8 protein-coding genes are annotated in these 18,435 nt (G+C 35.7%); 2 read left to right on the forward strand and 6 right to left on the reverse strand.

The features are described 5' to 3' along the window. Window positions 1–8 precede the first annotated feature (8 nt). Both VKA52_RS13965 and VKA52_RS13970 read left to right on the forward strand, forming a co-directional pair. Window positions 9–2,399, forward strand: coding sequence for an McrB family protein (locus VKA52_RS13965; protein WP_326316098.1), 2,391 nt, complete (start codon window positions 9–11; stop codon window positions 2,397–2,399). A 24-nt stretch (window positions 2,400–2,423) separates the two neighbouring features. Further along, a complete protein-coding gene (locus VKA52_RS13970) occupies window positions 2,424–4,919 on the forward strand; it encodes a restriction endonuclease-like protein (protein WP_326316099.1) in 2,496 nt (831 codons plus the stop codon). A 228-nt stretch (window positions 4,920–5,147) separates the two neighbouring features. Here the strand turns inward: VKA52_RS13970 and VKA52_RS13975 are convergent, their stop codons facing one another. From VKA52_RS13975 to VKA52_RS14000, 6 genes are all read right to left on the reverse strand, one after another. After that, window positions 5,148–6,179: a hypothetical protein gene (locus tag VKA52_RS13975; protein ID WP_326316100.1), complete on the reverse strand. Its 1,032-nt coding sequence runs from the start codon at window positions 6,177–6,179 to the stop codon at window positions 5,148–5,150. 384 nt (window positions 6,180–6,563) lie between these two features. Further along, window positions 6,564–7,361, reverse strand: coding sequence for a phosphoadenosine phosphosulfate reductase domain-containing protein (locus VKA52_RS13980; protein WP_326316101.1), 798 nt, complete (start codon window positions 7,359–7,361; stop codon window positions 6,564–6,566). Between the two features lie 15 nt (window positions 7,362–7,376). Next, window positions 7,377–10,814, reverse strand: a complete 3,438-nt coding sequence (locus VKA52_RS13985) for a hypothetical protein (RefSeq protein ID WP_326316102.1) — start codon at window positions 10,812–10,814, stop codon at window positions 7,377–7,379. Further along, window positions 10,811–11,692 (reverse strand): DUF4007 family protein, encoded by an 882-nt coding sequence (locus VKA52_RS13990; protein WP_326316103.1) that lies wholly within the window; start codon window positions 11,690–11,692, stop codon window positions 10,811–10,813. Before VKA52_RS13990 ends, VKA52_RS13985 begins: the two co-directional genes overlap by 4 nt. A gap of 93 nt (window positions 11,693–11,785) precedes the next feature. After that, entirely contained in the window at window positions 11,786–16,864 is a 5,079-nt protein-coding gene (locus VKA52_RS13995) for an FtsK/SpoIIIE domain-containing protein (protein ID WP_326316104.1), read from the reverse strand. Beyond that, window positions 16,861–18,435, reverse strand: a complete 1,575-nt coding sequence (locus VKA52_RS14000) for a hypothetical protein (protein WP_326316105.1) — start codon at window positions 18,433–18,435, stop codon at window positions 16,861–16,863. Before VKA52_RS14000 ends, VKA52_RS13995 begins: the two co-directional genes overlap by 4 nt.

Here is an 18,435-nt window from a genome sequence, read left to right on the forward strand (position 1 = left end):
GGATTTCCATGCTTAATAGGTTTATTTTAGATTTTGCTAAGCACTCAGAGGTGATTTATACCTTAAGTACAAATGCACCCAATTACATAGTCTCATCTAGTGAAAAAGGTATCCATGTAGAAACCAAGTCTTCACGCAATAAATTCAATGAGGGTGAAAAGAAAGTCCCTTACGTACTTATTCGTAACGACTGGCTGGAACAAGCGTTAGGAATCTTAATAGATAAAAGAACCGTTACTGATCAGGATTTTGTGGATTTAGGAAGAAGGCATTCTTTTATACTCGCTTTTTTGTCTTCCCTTCCCTTCGTAGAAAAACATAAAAATAACCAAGTTCAGCTTAAAACATTCACCACACTAGACATTCCTTTTAGTACTGTTGACCAAACCGTGACAATGCTTCAAGAATTGATTGATGGCGAATATACAGCAGATTCTATAACCCAAACATTTAAGGAAGATAACATAAAGCGGCTTAAGTCTCAGGCTCGTCAAAACTTACAATTACTTGGTTACTTAAATAAAGACTATAAATTAGAGAATAAAGATAACTCCATACAAGAAGTTAGAAAAAGAATACTTCAAAGTCCATTTATAGAAATGGTTTATGAATCACTAAAGTTTATGTCCATGTATCACTACAAGGAAAAGCTAGAAATTTTGAAAGAAATATCTTACTTAACTGTTGTAAGTTCAACAGATCAAACAACCATAAAAGAATCTGTTGCTGAGAAAGGAATTAGAAACATTTTCAACTGGCTAAAGCACGCGGAGTTAATAGATGGAGATGGGAATGTGATAGAGATGTCTGAAAAGGTAAATAAAAACCGGAATTACTGGTGGGTGAACCAAGGACAAACAGCAAAAGATGAAGTAGAAGGCGGTTTCCTATGGGCCCCTAAGAGAAACAAACAAGGCACCCCTCTCACCCATCATACAGATCTTCTTAAAGCTAATCCGGGAGATGTTGTATTCGCTTATTCCCAAGGAGCTATCCATTCCATCTGTGAAGTAACAGAGAATGCTGTCACTAGTAAGAAGCCTTCAACGTTTGCTACAGATCTGTGGGAAGAAGACGGAAACCTCCTCCGCGTACAATATTCCCCACTAGATCCTAAATTAAAAAAGGTTTCTATTCCAGAAGACAAACGTAAAAAGGAAACTGGACCTTTTGATGTGAACGGAAATGTCAAGCAAGGTTATTTTTATTCAGTAACTAAAGATTTCGCTGAATACCTTCTAATCTCGTTTCAAGAAAGCTTTCCAGCAGCTTTCAAACTTGAAAGATCGACACGCAAAGCAACCAATCTCTCAGAGAAAAGATTGGTCCATCATATCTACAATTACATAAAGAGTGAAGGCTTCTACTATAAAGAAGAAGAAGTTAAAAGCCTTTACCTGGCATTACGAACAAAACCGTTTGTTATCCTTTCTGGCATTTCAGGAACTGGAAAAACGAAAATCGTTGAGAAATTTGCCAATAGTATTGGGGCAACTGAAGAAAATGGGCAGTTTCACCTCATTCCTGTGCGTCCAGATTGGAGTGATGGTTCAGAATTGATTGGTTATGAAGATATTAAAGGAGATTTCAAACCCGGACCCTTAACAAAGGTCCTGCTTGAAGCAGAAAAGAACCCTGAGCTTCCTTACTTTATTCTTTTAGACGAAATGAATTTAGCCAGAGTAGAATATTACTTCAGCGATTTATTAAGTGTGATGGAAAGTCGGAAATGGTTAGGAGATCGGATCGTAACCTCTCAGATACCTACGCCGGAAGGCTTTAATAAACGCGTAATTATTCCTGATAATGTTTATATGATTGGAACTGTCAATATGGATGAGACTACACACCCTTTTAGCTCAAAAGTGTTAGACCGTGCGAATACGATGGAATTTAATGAAGTAGACCTTAGCTTCTTTCCAAGTCTACAGGATCATCAAGAACTTGAGGATTACCCTGTTACGAACGACGTCCTTAAGTCAAAGTATTTAACATTAAAGGATGCATTAGCTGATCATCAGCCGATCATTGAGCGTACAACAAACCGCCTTATAGACATCAACGCTATTCTAAAAAAGAATAAGACTCATTTCGGATATCGTATTCGTGACGAAATTTGCTTCTATATGATTTACAACCAACTAGGACAATTAATGACATCAAAAGAAGCATTTGACCGACAACTATTACAGAAAGTCTTGCCTAAAATAAATGGAAGTGATTTTGCTACGGCTGAGATTATCGAGGAATTGTTTACTTACTGTACGGGCCAACCCTTTGATATGGCGCACTATGAGCATGCGATTGAACATGCACACTTCCCGAAATCGGCTGAAAAGTTAGCCACTATGTATAAGAATCAAGAACAACAGGGCTTCACTTCATTTTGGCTAGGTTAAAAGCTGACAAGGAGGTGGGTACACATGTCTCACGCTAATGATACGAATCTACTGGTCATTGAACATGAAGAGTTTTCCGTGCATTTGAAGGGCAGGCCATTCAACAGTCGCTTCGAAAATTTAAAAAGCTATAAGAAAAAGGTCAATGTACAAGAACAAGCGATGACATTAAAGGTGCATGCGTTAGAAGAGACAGATGTTCGAGTCTTCCATCCTGTGTTAGAAAAAATGGTAGACCTTTCAGAAGGCCCTTTTCCACCTATCTTCTTTGAAAATGAAGTGTATCAGCTAGTAGTCGTTTCTAAAAGAGGGAAAGAACTTTCCTTCTACCATGAACATCCATTAGTTCAAAGATCGGTAAGTAAAGAAAAAGTCGGAGATATTACCTTTTTAATGGGGCAACTTCAATTTATGAATGAGGTTGGCTTAACGCAATTTAGCATTCTAGATGGTAAGGATCAGCTAGCTGATATAACGATAGAACTGTTTCCAACAAAACTTGATTACAAAGAGGACTATAAGCGTCTATTAGAGGAAGTAAGCGAAGAAGTGTATAATTTGGCTTTTCATTTTATGAAAAAGACGTTTCTTGGGGCGTCAAAAATTTCATCAAAGTCTCCTTCCCAAGCAGAATTTCACAGGTTACTTCATCATTATTTCGATCAATTTGTAAACGCCATTCAACTCATTGAGAGGCAACCACACCATCAATTGATCACTGAATATCACAAAGTAAGAGGCGATCAACTAAGGCGAACGGACAGTCAGTCTCGCAAATATTTACGAAAGAGGCCCTATCTATTCAAAGAAACTAGCCGTGGAGTTGCTATTAATGGAAAACAAATGATGCCAGAACGAGGATTGAATGCTAAAAAGTCTCTATCCTTCGATACGTTAGAGAATCGCTTTGTAAAATTCATGGTGATCCGATTGCAGGAGAAAATAAAATCTTTAAGCTATCAAGTGGAGCGTTATCTGAGCAATTCCCCCTCTGCTGATCGTTCTATATTGAATACATTAACCTTCATGCAAGGAAAACTGTACACTATTGAAAAGTCCCCCTTTTGGCGAAAAATCAGTCGTCTAGACCGATCCGTACTCACGCTAGTCATGCAAATGAAGCAAGGATATCGTGATGCTTATATGATTTACTTAGTGTTATCGCAAGGTCTCTCCTTTCAAGGTGAGGTTTTCAAGATGTCCGTAAAGGATGTTGCGACCCTGTATGAATATTGGACGTATTTAAAGATGGGTCAAATCTTGCATAAAAAGTATGAAGCGATCGACCAAGACATTATAAAAATTAAACGAAACGGACTTTTTGTGGACCTTGATCAAAGCAAATCTGCCAAACGAAGGTTCCAGCATCCTTTTACAGAAGAACAAATCACGCTTAGCTTTCAGGAAAGACATCCTTCATCTCCTACGGTACGACAAAAACCCGATATTATGTTGACCGTAGAAAAGAAAGGCCATCCTTATGCTTACCAGTATATTTTTGATGCGAAATACCGGATCGATTTTGGCCAGACTGAAAACGAGGCATCTACCCCTAGTCCGATGGAGGAGGATATTAATACGATGCACCGATACCGTGACGCCTGGGTTTACAAAAATGACGGCCCCTACGAACGCTATGCCTACGGTGCTTATGTGCTATTTCCGTGGATGGATGAAGAGAATTATGAATCTCATCCTTTTTATAAAAGCATTAATGAAGTCAATATTGGCGGCCTCCCATTTTTACCGAATACCTATCGGCTAGTGGAGGAGTTTCTGGAACACTTAATTGAAAGCAGTCCGGAAGACTTACAAACCCAAGGGATCTTACCAAAAGGATCACTTGAATACTGGGAGTCCTCTCTCGATGAAAAAGTTTTGGTTGGAGTAGTTAACGACCACAAGAGGTTGACGGCGCATTTGCAACATCGTTTTTACCATATTCCTTTAAAGCAATTAAAAAAAGGGTGGCAAGAAGCCAAACATATTGCTCTCTATATTACACAACAGGCTGCAGAAAGTGGGGCACCCAACGGCATTACCTATTACGGGGAAATAACAAATGTAGATATTATAAAACGTTCACAACTGAAAGAGGTTCCTAGTCGCTCCCAAGAACTCTATGTTAAGTTCAACGTAAAAGAATGGGGTTCTTTAACGAAGACCATCCGCCCTGTAGGATACGGGATCCATGTTTATACTTTAACGACATTGAACATGTTGCAGCACGCAAAGGATCTACCAGAGTTATTTATGAAATCAAATACCGAACTGAAATTGTGGCGGTTCCTACGGAGATATTCCAATAAGGTTCAGACCATACTCGATCATACGCATTTAGACAATTCTACAGGGGTAAAATCCTTTGGCATTGGTCATAACCTTATCGAATTGGATGAAAATCATAACCGTCTTGTGATTCATGACTCACATGGTAACCAAACTGTGGAGTCATTAAAAGATTTCAAACGGACTCCTTTACCTATTTATAAGAAAATCCAAAAGGTGTTAAGCAACTAAGACTTAATAACCTACAGTAGTTTGCCAGGGCCTAAAAGCAGTAACTCTTTTTCTTTACTTTCTAAGAATAGACTAGGTCCTGGCACTAATCACTTATTGAACAACTCACTCCCCCATTTAATTGCCCTTATTGAACAATACAATTTGGTTCTAAGATATAGGATATGATGGTGTTTGATCTCTGCAGTGTTAACACTTTAGGGAATTGTGTGCAGTCATTCTCCTGATCTATTCACTTACAAAGCAACCACAACCACCAATATCAAACATATCCACTTGTTCACCGCCTCTTTCTAGTTCATGGCGCAACTCTGAAAGAGTATAAGGAGTTTTAACTGACTTCTTTTTCCGGTACCCTGGCAAAATGACTTCACCATTTTCAACTTCAAGCAATCCATTCTGGATTTCTTCGTAAAGTTCAGAGCCTGGGTCTATCTCATCTATTTTGTAAAGTTTAGGCTGAACCCATTCCTCGACAGTTTTGGTTTTTGAAAGTATAGTAACATCGCGATTTAAGAATTCTCTCATTTCCTTTTCTCTTTCTTCATGGTATTTATATAACCGTGGTTTAGTTTCCCAAAGCTGAGCAAAATGACCTTGTCCAGCCCTTACACAAAAACCTCCACAATTATTATGACTAAACCCTTGTTCATACAACATAGGACGCTTGATACCTGTTTGTTCTAATAACTTAGCCATATCTATTTTGGTCCAAAGAGGTTCTTCACACATAGGAAATTCAACTTGATATGGAAGCCAATTCTTTTTCGGAGCTTTAATTCGGTGTTCTTCTGTCCAGTCAATTCCTAAATACAAAGTGCACTCACGAGGTTCAAATTTCTCTTTAATCCATTTCTCCGACATCTTTTGCTTGAGCTCATGGGAACAATTAGCTAGTAAACTATTACCCAAGAACCGCTTATCTTTAAAGACGTCCCATGGGTCGCGTCCATCATTCAGCCATATGAAGTTAGGATTTCTTTTATTTGTTTCCTCTGATAATTGTTTAAGATATTTTTTCCTAGCTTCCATGGTCTCATGGCTTGTTTCAGGGATGTTATTTGTCTTATCAATTAAGTCTGATTGATTGATGTTGTACATTTCTGCTGTAGTTTCAAGTAAAAATCTATAAAGATCTGCATCTTCAATTAATGTGTCAGTAAATAAACAGATAACGTTATCTTTGCCGTGTCTATTTATCACTCGCTTGGCTGTTGCCCAACTGCCTAGGCCACCACTATAAAAAATAATATGTTTCATGTTATCCTCCTTACTCCTATGACGTTATATACTTTAACAACTGCCACAATTAACAATTATAAAGTGAATAAACCTAGATATCTAATCTTGCAACTTATATACTGTAAGACTATCAAAGTAATAGTCTTGGAAAGTTTCTAACGGAAAAAAGAACCTTTGCGTATTCGATTAACTTTTTATCTCTTAGACACTTAATTTCGCAACGCTGTCCTATCAGTTCTTAAAGAAATGCCGAAATATTATCTCTCGGCATTTTTTACTATGAGATGACCATAGACACGGTAGCCTAAATCAACCATATCCATATAATATACAAGACCTTATCCAAGGTAGGCATACCAAAAAAAACAAGAACAACTTATAAGTTGCTCTTGGATAAGAATGTTAAGAAAATGAACAAACACAAGGAACCGTATTATCTTGCACTTTCAAGAATTTATCAATTCCTTCTCTATCCATTTGTTCGCGGTATTCTTTTAGTGTATATGGTTTTCCTTCTTTCTTTAGAATAGACACATTCTTTTCAAAGTGTTTTCTAAAGTTCTCTTCCATATCTTCCTGCTCCTGATAACGATCAGGCCAAATACTATATAATTGAGCATAATGCTGGAATCCACCACGGACGCATCGGCCAGCACAATTGGCATGACTGAAGCCAAGCTCATACATTCTTGGGAGTTTAATCTTCCATTCGTTTTCAATGATTGATTTTACATCTAGATCTTCTCTAAACGTTTCAATCATTGGAAAACGTGTTTCGATAGGTTCTATTGGATTGTGCTCGTAGAAGTCTTTAAGGTTATCAGCACGATGACTCTCATGTGGGCCTATTCCAAAGTATAGAATAGGTTCTAAGTTTTCATTATCCCTTAATTCTTCTAAGAAAGTAATGGTCTGATATACCTTCAACTCTTCAGAACACTTTGCAAGTCTAGAGTTTCCTAGGAATTTATAGTCATAGAAAACTTCCTCTGGCGTTCTTCCGTCGACTCGCTCTGTAATTTCCACACCAATGCTTTCAGCAATTTCATCCATAAACCTATAATTATCTTCATCTTCCCATAATGTGTTTGTGAAAAATAAAATTGAGTTCTCTTTTCCGTGCGTTTGTACCATATGGTTCGCAACATAGGCACTAGCCGCGCCGCCACTAAACATAGCAACGTGTACTTTCTTTCTCATAACTTTCCCACCTTATTACTCTACAAATTCATTTACCAATTTGTAGATTATATATTCTACTTCATCTCGTGGTATTGTTCGTCCAGCATTATTAATCATCCTATAGACGTTTTTGTAAATTGTCTTAGATTTAGTAGATAGCTCTATATCATTTTTTATAGTAACATTTTTACCATCGATTTGTAATTCATGTGCTTGAACTTCTTCACCTAAGTGTTGAATCGATTGAACATCTCTATCAATTTGTTTTTCTAACATATCAAATGTAGCATCGGACCAATTTTCGATGGACACGCCAGTATAATTTAAAATAAATTCTTTGACCCAATTCTCTTGATTTTGTATAGATAAAATACTTTTAACTGTTACATTTTGTTTTTTTATGATTCCCTGTTGATTTTCAGCCCAAGTCAAGAGATCCTTATATGACTCTGCCTGAGAGCTATATAATATTACCTGCTCCACTTTTAATAGCTGTTCATTAATAAATTCCTCAATAGCTTGAGTACTAAGTAATAGATTGTCAATATCATCGTTATATTCTTCAAATAGGGATTGGATAGTTGATGTTGGATCTACCTCACTACGTTTAATACTGTCTTTTAAATCCAATAAATTCGGATCCATACTTGACGTTACTTGCGCATATTTAGGAAGTGATCTGAACCAACCAAGAAGAGCACTACTCATTTGTATTATCTGAGGTTTTCCAGATACATACTCGCTCTTGTATTGACCAAAATGCCTGTCTATATTATCTAAGAATGGTTTTAGTTTTTTATTAAAATTATAAAAGACATACTCATACTCTTTTGGCTCTTCAATCATCTTATAAAGCTTGTCACCATCGATGGCTGGAACATACATATCGTTCCTATAGAACATGATTTGATCCCATATATCCCGAAGCAGTGCCACTACATATATTGGAGCAAGAGGTTTTCTAATACCAAATGGAGATTTTGTAAGGATGGATAACATATCACTCATTGTTCCTTTAGCATTGGATGTTACCTGCGTTACTAGAGCATCCCTCATTTGTCTGAACTCAAAAGGCTGTATCTTTTCTAAGTCTGCGATAGACAAATTATTATTCTTAAATATAGTTGCATACACCAAGTAATCAGGACCGTTTCCAGTAATATTAAAGTGGGCTTCATAAGGAGATTCCAGAATGTGGTCAACCACTGATTTACCTGCTTTTAATTGCACGTTATTAATTTTTCTCCGATTAATCGAATCATTTCTTACCTCAGGAGTTAAAGGATAAAGATCATACATAATTTCAGATAATTTATCCTCTAGTTTAATCTGGTTAGGAATCGAAATGATTTGACCATTATGAAACCACGTCACTTCATTAGTAAATCCTGTCCAAAGTCCATTAAATTCATTTACTTGATGTAATAAATCTTCTTGTATTAGTATGATTTCACTTTTTAGATTAGCATCTTGTTTTAATAGTTCTTCGTCCTTTAACATTTGTTTAATTATAATTAATTTATCAACAACTTTTTCAATATACTTCATAGAGTAATTAGATATGGCATATATTACATCTTGTTCCGCATGCCTTGTTAATAGATGATTCAATTCCTCTTTCTCATCACTATTTTCCATTACAACAAAATAAATGATAGCATCGTTTTCTTTGCTCACTTTTATTTCTTTATCTTCTTTTAATTCAGAACTCAACAAGAATTTTGTGGAAGCAAAACGAGTCATGCTTTTGTCATCGTTATAAGAAGTAGCAAGGTAAAATCCTTTATCTAATGTTGACTCTAATACTGTTTTACGTTTTTTAGAATCAATTGAAGTCTCCTCTAAGCGTACTTGGATCTCCTCATCTACATTTATTGTGCTACCCTGGAACATTTCCCAGTAGCCAAGAATCCGGTTATACCTAACCGCTTTATAATCCAATAGTTTATTTAACGCTGATTCAATTTCATCGTAGCTCCGATCTAGAGCAAATGAAATTAATTCCGTATTTAAATTATGAGTAGATTGGAGACCAGTAATCTCCCACAGGGTAATAAATTTTAATACATCCTTTTGGATATCAACTTTTTTACTTAAAGTAGGAATTTTTTTATTATGTTGCTTGTACAATTTAACAGTATCTTGGACATCATCATTAATATCAATACTTAGTTCTTCAGAGAAGAAATAATCAAATAATTGATTGGCTAAATAATAGCTGTCTTTCTTTTCAAGGTGATTTAATAGTCCCTCTGTTTCATTACTTTCCAAAAAAGTAAATAGCGTTCTCTCGTTCTGACCAAAAACACTTGAGAGATGAGGTAGTAAAAACAATGTGACAGGATGAATAGGATAACTTCCTTCCACCACGAGCTTTTCTAACTCAACTTGATTTAACGTTGGAAAAAAAGAATATCTTCGTAATGCATTCAAAACCTCATTCTTTTTTGAAGTAGGGATAGAATTCATGATATGAAGTTCATCTAAAACAGATTGCGTTAAACGTATAAAGGTGGACTGATCACTGTTTACATAGTATGTCTTAAATCGTTTTTCAATTCGCTGAAATTCATCCTTATGCTCATCTTTAAGCAAGTTAAAATACTGTCGTAAGTTCTTGTGTGTAATTAATAAAATATGAAAAGAATTAGTATAGTGGTCTGCTAATTCAGCAATATCTTGCAAGTCTTGCATAGTTTCATGAATTAATTCGCCATCTAAAGTTTGTAAGAAGCGACCGAACTCATCATAAGTTAAAAACAACCCGATATTTTGTTTTGATAATTCATCAATAATAGTCTTCATCTGTTCAATAAAATCTTCTTTATAATCCACTACAAATTCAGTACCTGCAGTAAGTCTAGGAAAGATAGATTTAAACCACTCGATCTCCTCCACGTTACTACCTAAAATTTCAAGACGCCACAGTAGTATATCTTTTCCTTCAAAATTCAATAACTTTATAAACTGCTTATAAGTCTCAGGATATTCTTGCTCCCATTTTTCTATGGTTGATATAATTCTAGAAATAACTCCAGGAATGACGATTTGCACACCATTTTCTTCGAGCTTTTTCATAATCGCGGAAATGATAGAGACTCTAAATCTACCTTCATTTCCATTGAGGACTATAGGTAGGTAAATCTTGTCTTGTCCCTGAATAAGGTTTAACTCTTCATAGATATCGTCATCAACTTTTTCAAATTTATTTTGCAAGATGTTCACTGTTTCTCTTCTTACATTTCTCGATGTAATACTACTAACAATCGTACCAACTAACGATTTACCTGTTCCGTAAGGGCCCATTATTATGTGGGACTTAGGAGCATTTGAGTCGTTAAAACCACTTAATAGCCCCTGTAGAGCATCCGCATGGGCTGGTGTAGGTAAGTAACGCTTAAAGAAGTCTTCATTACCTAAGTCAAACTTGATATTTACACTTGATTTAAAAGCAACCGCGTTGTAACTCATGAATGTGTATGCACCTTTCTCTTGTACTCTTCTTCTAAGAATGAAGTAGGATCATTTTGTGGAATCTGAACAGTATCAAGATTATTGGTCCTTGTAAAAATGATTGGGTGTCGTTTATGACTAGTTAAGAGGTGAAGAGCTTCAATCGTTAAGTTTCGATTCATGTTAAAGACTTTTCCCCATAGCCCCTCTCTGTTAATGATCTCTTCAACAGAGACTGTAAATGTATCATTTTTCTGACAATAATCTAGCAATGTATAATAAAGTGCAATTAACCCCAAATACTCTATACTTTTAGGAGCCTTTTTATAAACTACACCGTTTCTTTCAGAAAGCAGTGATACTTTATTTATAGGGCTTTGAATAATTTCTTCAGGATCTTGTGCGTTTTCTCCAGATGTATAGAGTTTTATTAAACAGTCAATATCTCTCTTTAGTGATTTGTGAGAAATTTTCTTTTCTTCATTGTCTTCTACCCATGTAATAAAATGATTAATTAACTCCTCTTTGCTAATCGCTGTTTCATCTAGTAAATTGAAAAACCAATACCATACAGTTGAAGGCTCTCTCTCATTACTTAGATGATAGTGTAACAACGATGCCGTATCATAATATTGTATATGTCTATCATATCTATCAATGATATCCCCGAAACCCGTAACGTGATGTACTTTCTTTCGCTCGTCATTTGTTTGCTCTTCGACCATATTCGTCGCAACTACCCAAAACCTTAATGACTGAACCATGTTTTTACCTAGTCCAATCTTTTCAAATGCCTCTTTATCATAAAAAAACCTACTATCTGTTCTTAATTGCTTAATAGCTTTACTTAACCATCTATCTCTTAAATAGAAACTTTGATGTTGACCATATGCCATACGTTTTCCTCCCACCTTTACTGGATCAGTCTTTCCAGTAACTATAAAGCACATAATAATGCACCTAGACCTCGATCTAGATGCATTATTTTTTTATTTGTTTAAACTTGCGAAATATTTAAGCAATGCTCGTTTTACTTGAGGAGTTAAGAAAGGGCTTTTACCACGAGTGAATTTATTTGCACTTGTTTTAGCTAAAAAGTCTCCTTTTCCACCTAAGTTCTCAGCACCACTGTCTCCTAATATGACCGTAGACGCCGTAGCATCCGTAGCGGCTAATGCTAATCTAGCTCCTAAGTTGTTCCTAATATTCGTGTTGATAATATCAGATTTAGGATTTTGGGTACAGATGATTAAATGCAAGCCTGCTGCCCTCGCTTTTTGTCCTAATCTTAAAATAGAGTTTTCAACTTGTTGAGCAATCTCTTTATCCTGACTCATAAAGTCTGCAAATTCATCGAACACGATTACGATTCTAGGCATTTGTTTCCCAGTTAATTCTACATATTCATCAAGGTTACTTACGAACTCATCAGCAAATAATTTATAACGACTTTCCATTTCTTCAACTAGATATTTTAAAGTGTGTACAGCTTCATTTATATCGGTGACCACATCTCTAGTATGCGGAAGGCCATTGTATACCGTAAATTCCACTTGCTTAGGATCTATAAATACAAATTGCAGTTGACTAGGTTCATAAATACACATACTACCTAAGATGATGGAGTTCAATGTTACACTCTTCCCACTTCCTGTAGTTCCTCCTGTCAGTAAGTGAGGTGTCGACGGATCCGAAAAGTCGATGTTTATAACATTGTTCAAAGGATCAAAGCCTAGAGGGGAAACTAAGTTTGTCTTCTTCACTTTATCACTTAGTTGCTCTCTAGAAATTTTCATGAACTCTTCAAAGAAGATCGTGTCTGGGTTTTCCCTTGCGATATCAATATTCAATCCATTCTTATCAATAAACATGTGCGGAGGCTGATCCAGTCCTAACCACAACTGAATGTCCTGCTTCCTTTTTAGCACTTTATCAGAGTTTAAAGATGATGGAATATGGAGCATTAATCTTATAACGCTGGATCCTACCACTGCTTCTTTTACTTTCACATTTAAGTTATTACGATTAAAGTTGTTCTCTAATTTACTGACGTACTCGTTCTTAAGCAACTCATGATCTTCGGAATCTTGTCGTTTATGATTTTCAATCCCTTCTAGCGCCACCACTTCAGGATAGACAGAACTCACTTCTTCATTATCAACTAGGTTGTCCTCACCCTTAACTTGTGGATGATCTTCGTCTTCAGAGTTATCACTAGGTACAGAATTTGTATTCTTACTCTGATCTGTTTTTGGAATTGGACTTATAGGAGAGTCTTTCTTTTCCACATCGGGTTGATTAGAATCATCAGACTGATCGTTCTTGGTGTCATCTTCTTCAGTATGCCAACCAGCCAATTCCTTTTCAAATTCCTTTTCGCTCCCCTCTAACTCTGTATAGTCAGGTTGGCTAGCCTCTGTAGCGCCTAACTCATCTAAAATAAAGGACCTTGAGAACATATAATTAGGGTAGTCACCCTCAATTTTCTCAAAATAAACTCCATCCGCCAGTTTTTCATGTCCTTCTTCTTGTAAATTAGATGTGTAACAATACACATCAATTGAGGTGTTAATTGTAACTTTAATATCAGACATGTCCCTGTCCTGTAATTGCTTTAGAAGATGAGCTTCTTCAGGAGAATAGGAGCCTCTTTCGATGAAGTAGTGACCCAGTTCCTCACGCCAGAATTCGGAATCTGTTTTATCTTCGTTAAATCCGAATAGTTTCTCGTAAATGCTCTTTCCAGCTTCTACTTGTTTAACTGCGTCATAGCGTTCCTTCTCAAAAATAGATCGACGAACAAACTTCAACTCTACTACTTCAAAATCTAAATGTAACTCTCCATCTTCTTCCTTCAATGTTGTAATTACCATATCAGGTCTTCTCTTATTGTTTGAGAACCAAGGTAGCTCATCACACACTGACCAAACTTGTAAGACATTCCTTTCTACCCTTTCCCTGAATTTCTTACTAAGGTAGGTTGCAACCATCTCGTGAGAGTACTTACCTGGACCAATAGCTTTTAATACTAGTGCTCCCGATATTTTCTTAACTTCCTGAACTGCGTCAACCATCTTCTCTTTTGTAATATTAGGATTCTTCATGATTAACCCTAGCTTCTTTGTTAGTCGGTCATAATATTCGTCATCTTGTTGGTTACTTAACTTCCGGATATATTCTGAAGAGGAAACAATCAACTTGTAATTATTATTGGATCCGGCTTTAGATTTATATTGAATGATCTGCGCTTTCCCTGAGGTCTTTTCTAACAAGGATTTATCTAGGTATCGATCCATAAAGATAATCCAGTTAAAATTTTCGTGCATAAAATCGATCAGATCATTATTTAACGTTGATAACGAAACCTTGTTCTTAAGCACATGTACTTCATTCTCCTGGAGAATCTCCTTTTTCTGAGAGATATACTGCAGTTGATAGAATGACTTTAGTACAGGTGGAAGAGCTTCACTTACATAAGATATTCTTTTTACAACTTCGTTATCCAATAGAGGTTCTTTATAAACTACTTCGAACCAATTGTCGGTAGAAACGTAATCAATCCTGTCGAAGTCATACTTAATTTGACTACTTTGAGCAAAGTAATCAGCTAAAACAACTAAATCTGCATCAATCATATGACTGTTAATCTGCTTAGAAATTTCATTTACATCGTGACCTGATATCACCTTTAATTCAACTTTAGGAAATTTACTAGCACCATCAGGGTGGATATACTCCTCTCTTCGTTGTACCCATTGGTTTAACTTCCTGTGTATCGGAGCAGCATGAGTACTATGAACAGTGATCTTTAATTTGTTTAGATCTTTGATTTTCTTAAATAGCGTATCAACAGACTCTATAATCATTTCAGCACTTTGACAATACAAGAATAAAATATCTAAGCCATCTTTAGCGTAAGGATAAACATCAAAATAACTCTTCACACTAGTAAGCAATTCTTTAGATAAGTCTTTTGCTAAGTGGTCCATCTTATCCGAACGAGTAGTATTTAATACATAGTGCCCTTCTCCTAATGTTTCGCTTACTTCGATAAGAAATGAATCATCTCCTTCACTTGTAAAATATCTCGGTGCAAGTTTAAGGGTTTGATCTACTGCATGGTTTAAATACTCTTCTAGATTTGTAACTTCGAGGGTATTTTCTTTAGACTTCCTTATCCATTCATGTATTTGCCTATCAATTTCTTGGTAACGATGTTTCAAACTTAACAGACGGACCGGGTTAAGTATTGTTAACATTCGTTCATAACTATAACCCACTTCTCCTAAATTCACATCTACATAGTCAATGGCACCAATATTATTAATATACTTATAGATAGTATTGGTAATGGATACTGACGTAGTAACTCCTTCTAAGAGAGCGGAGAGTTCACTTTCAAAAGTATCATAATCTATAGAGAAGATACCTTCCTCATATGCTTTTTGCAAAATGACAGAATATGAATTCTTAAAATTGAGGAAAGAATTATAATGCTCTTCCATTCCAGGTTCATTAACTGAAAGAAAACTCTCCACATCGTTTTTAACAAGGTCATTAATATCGAGCTTTTCTACCTGATCATCTTTATAATTTTTCACAAACGGCAGAAGCCCTTCGTGAACGGAATTGAATAAACTTAGCAAATTCAAAGCTTCAAGGTCTAAAACTTTAAAACTTTCTTTCCCTAAATGTTTACCCTCACTTACTAATTTAAGGTCTAAAGTCACATCCGAGCTGTTAACAGTAGCGTCTTCAATTACATCAGCCAAAGACTCGTTTAGGAAATGCACGGATGGCACAACGTGATTTATATTCTTAAACAAGATTTCTGCAATCTTCTTTGTAGATGGATTCAACTTCTTGTTTACCACTTCTAGAGTAAACATCGGCTCATAAGTGAATTCTTCACATTTTTCTTCTATAAGAACAAATGAATGATACAGAAGCGCCTCTGATAAATCTTTATAATCTTTAGGGTGGCGAACTTTTTCAATTTTTCGACTTATAGTTTTTACAAGCGCAGAATCTTTTGCCATGTCTCCTTCAAATTCATCATAAAACTCCTGCATATCGTCTGCATCTTCGCCCTTTTCAATAGCAGATATGCCCTCTTCAACACTTTCTTTTTGTTCTTTCGTGTACTCCTCTAGAGGTAACACGTTTCTGATCTTTTCAGCAAAGGGGATTTTTACTTTAAATTTAAATATAGACTCGATGAGACTGAAATCATACTTTAGTAACTCTAAACTCTTTTGACTCAAAAAATTCATCGCTTCTACTTCAAAGGTATCCTGAGTTGTTTTATTCCATAATTCACTAGGATACCCATTTTTCTCTTCGTTCTCTAAAAATTCGTATAACTTATTTTGGAGATCCTCTGCATCAAGATCTCCGTTAGTCTTTTGTAAATTAGCCAACAGGTAATTAGACTTTAACCTCTTTTGTCCTTTAGGGATGAGTAAGTCATTATCTTTGAATAGGTTTAACTCTGGTAGGCTATTCTGAATCCGTTCTATTATTGATGGTGAATCACTATTTACAATTGACGAAATAAACCGTAAAACGAAACGTAGCTGAGGATCAGTTAATTGATTATACATCTTCATAAAGCTTTTTAGTGTTTCTATCTCTTCTTCCGCCAAATTGTAATGGTTAAAGAGTAAGGAATACAACACTTGAAACCCTTCTTCGGAAAGAAGATAAGCTTCGTCTATTGAGAATATATTCTCTAAACTTTGACCCTCTGGAGTATTCTCATTAATAATCATGACAAGTGCTTGATCAGTAAAGGTATAATTACGAAGTCTAGTAGATGTTTCTATCTCTCTTAGTTTATATTCATCGAACCCTTCTACAGGTCTTATTGTGCGAATAATAGGAGAATAATATTCTTCTAGATCAGAAGTATTTTCTCTCAGCTCATGTAATGCAGCTTCAATATTTCCCTTGGTTAACCCATTAATTTTTATGAAGAGCTTTTTGGCGTTCTCACTCTTTTGATCATAAAAATGATTACGTAAAACAGAATAAATCCACTTACCTAATAAATTGTTATGTTGTTTCATTTTACCACCTGCACTTCTGCCGCTTCATAAGGATTTCGAATCATTGCTGTAGCATCTGAATATTCAACTAGTAAACCATTATGGCGTAATTTTTCTCGTAATGCATATTCATTTTTCTGAAAGTAACTAATATTAATTCGAGATTTTTCGTAAATGCCATCTCTTTTCGACTCAACTTCTCCTATTATAAACCCAAATCTATTATAGATTGCCTCCAGGAATTTGTTGAATTCCATTGATCCTTTAGGTTTTACAACAATATAAACTAGCACTTGTAAGAAGTTGTCAGTCATAAAGTACCGATACTTACTTCCGGCTTTGTACCCACCAAATCCACCATCTCTCGTTAAACCCCTAACTATATTTAGTTGGTGTCTCTTTAGCTGATCAGAAATAATATCCTTGACTACTGTATAAAGTTTTGTTGATAAATCTTGATAATTATTACATTTATTTAAGACTTTAATGACTTTATTCTTTCTTACCTTAGATAAACGTTTTAAACCAAGGTAAATTAGAAAGTCATCAGGGTTCTCTTTCCAGGCAGAGAGATTTTTCTTTACATATTCTTCATCCTGAATCTTTTCAGAGTATATGTTCTCAAAGAAAGACTCAAATTTGTTCTTAATGAGCAGCTCATTTTCACTGAAAGACCTTCCCGATAAAGTTTGTATTGGTCCTGTTTGACCGTCCAAACAGTCAAAGAAATGGGTTACTTTATTTTCTTCGCTATCATTTGCTCTATGCAGCATATATCGAGACAATTGGAAGGTTATCAGGCTAGTCATAAGCTCAAACATTTCATAGATATCAATATTCAAAGAAATGAGTTGATAAAACTCCTTCGCAAAATCTGTATAGATTGCGTCATTTGTAACAGGTAAGTATGGGTATTCCTTGGTTTTCTCATCTACTTTTCTTAATGGATAAGTGTCTTTTCTATTTTGTTCAGACTTATCTAACTTACCTCTAAGCTTCGAAACAATGTTTTCAATTTGCTTATTCCGTTGTAATAAATATTGAAGCCTTGCCTCTATCTTATTTCTAAGTTCTAAATCATTCTCTGTTCCATACCCAAGCATTAAAAAGTAAAGTTCCCCACCTCTCGCGAAAAAGTTCCGCTCGTAAGCTGGTTCACCATTCTTTGTTCGTAGTTCAAAAAATAATAAGGATTCATGTAATGGATATAACGTCTTTGCATACCATGAACGATTTGCAGCTTTTCCTTTCCCGTCGTGCAATGGCACTTCAAGATTTCTAAAAAATTCTCTAATAACACTAATCTGCTCTCGATCTGATGCCATCTCATATAAATATTGCTTTTCTTCCGCAGTCAAAGAAACAACGCCATCTTGTGCGCCTTCCTTCTCACCTTCAAAAATAAATTTACGTAGCCCTGTAGATTTTTTTCTTTCGTAGCTATCCGCACCTAGTTTATAGTGTGTTCCACTTAATACGTTCAAAAACTCAAGAGCATACTCCGGGCCTTTTTGTCCGTCTTTAAACCTATGCCCCCATATTTGAGCAGATAATTGTGTGGAAAACTGCTCTACGTCTGATTTTTTACTCAC

Origin of the sequence: Halobacillus sp. HZG1 (genome assembly GCF_035818575.1) — a bacterium.
Classification (GTDB): domain Bacteria; phylum Bacillota; class Bacilli; order Bacillales; family Halobacillaceae; genus Halobacillus; species Halobacillus litoralis.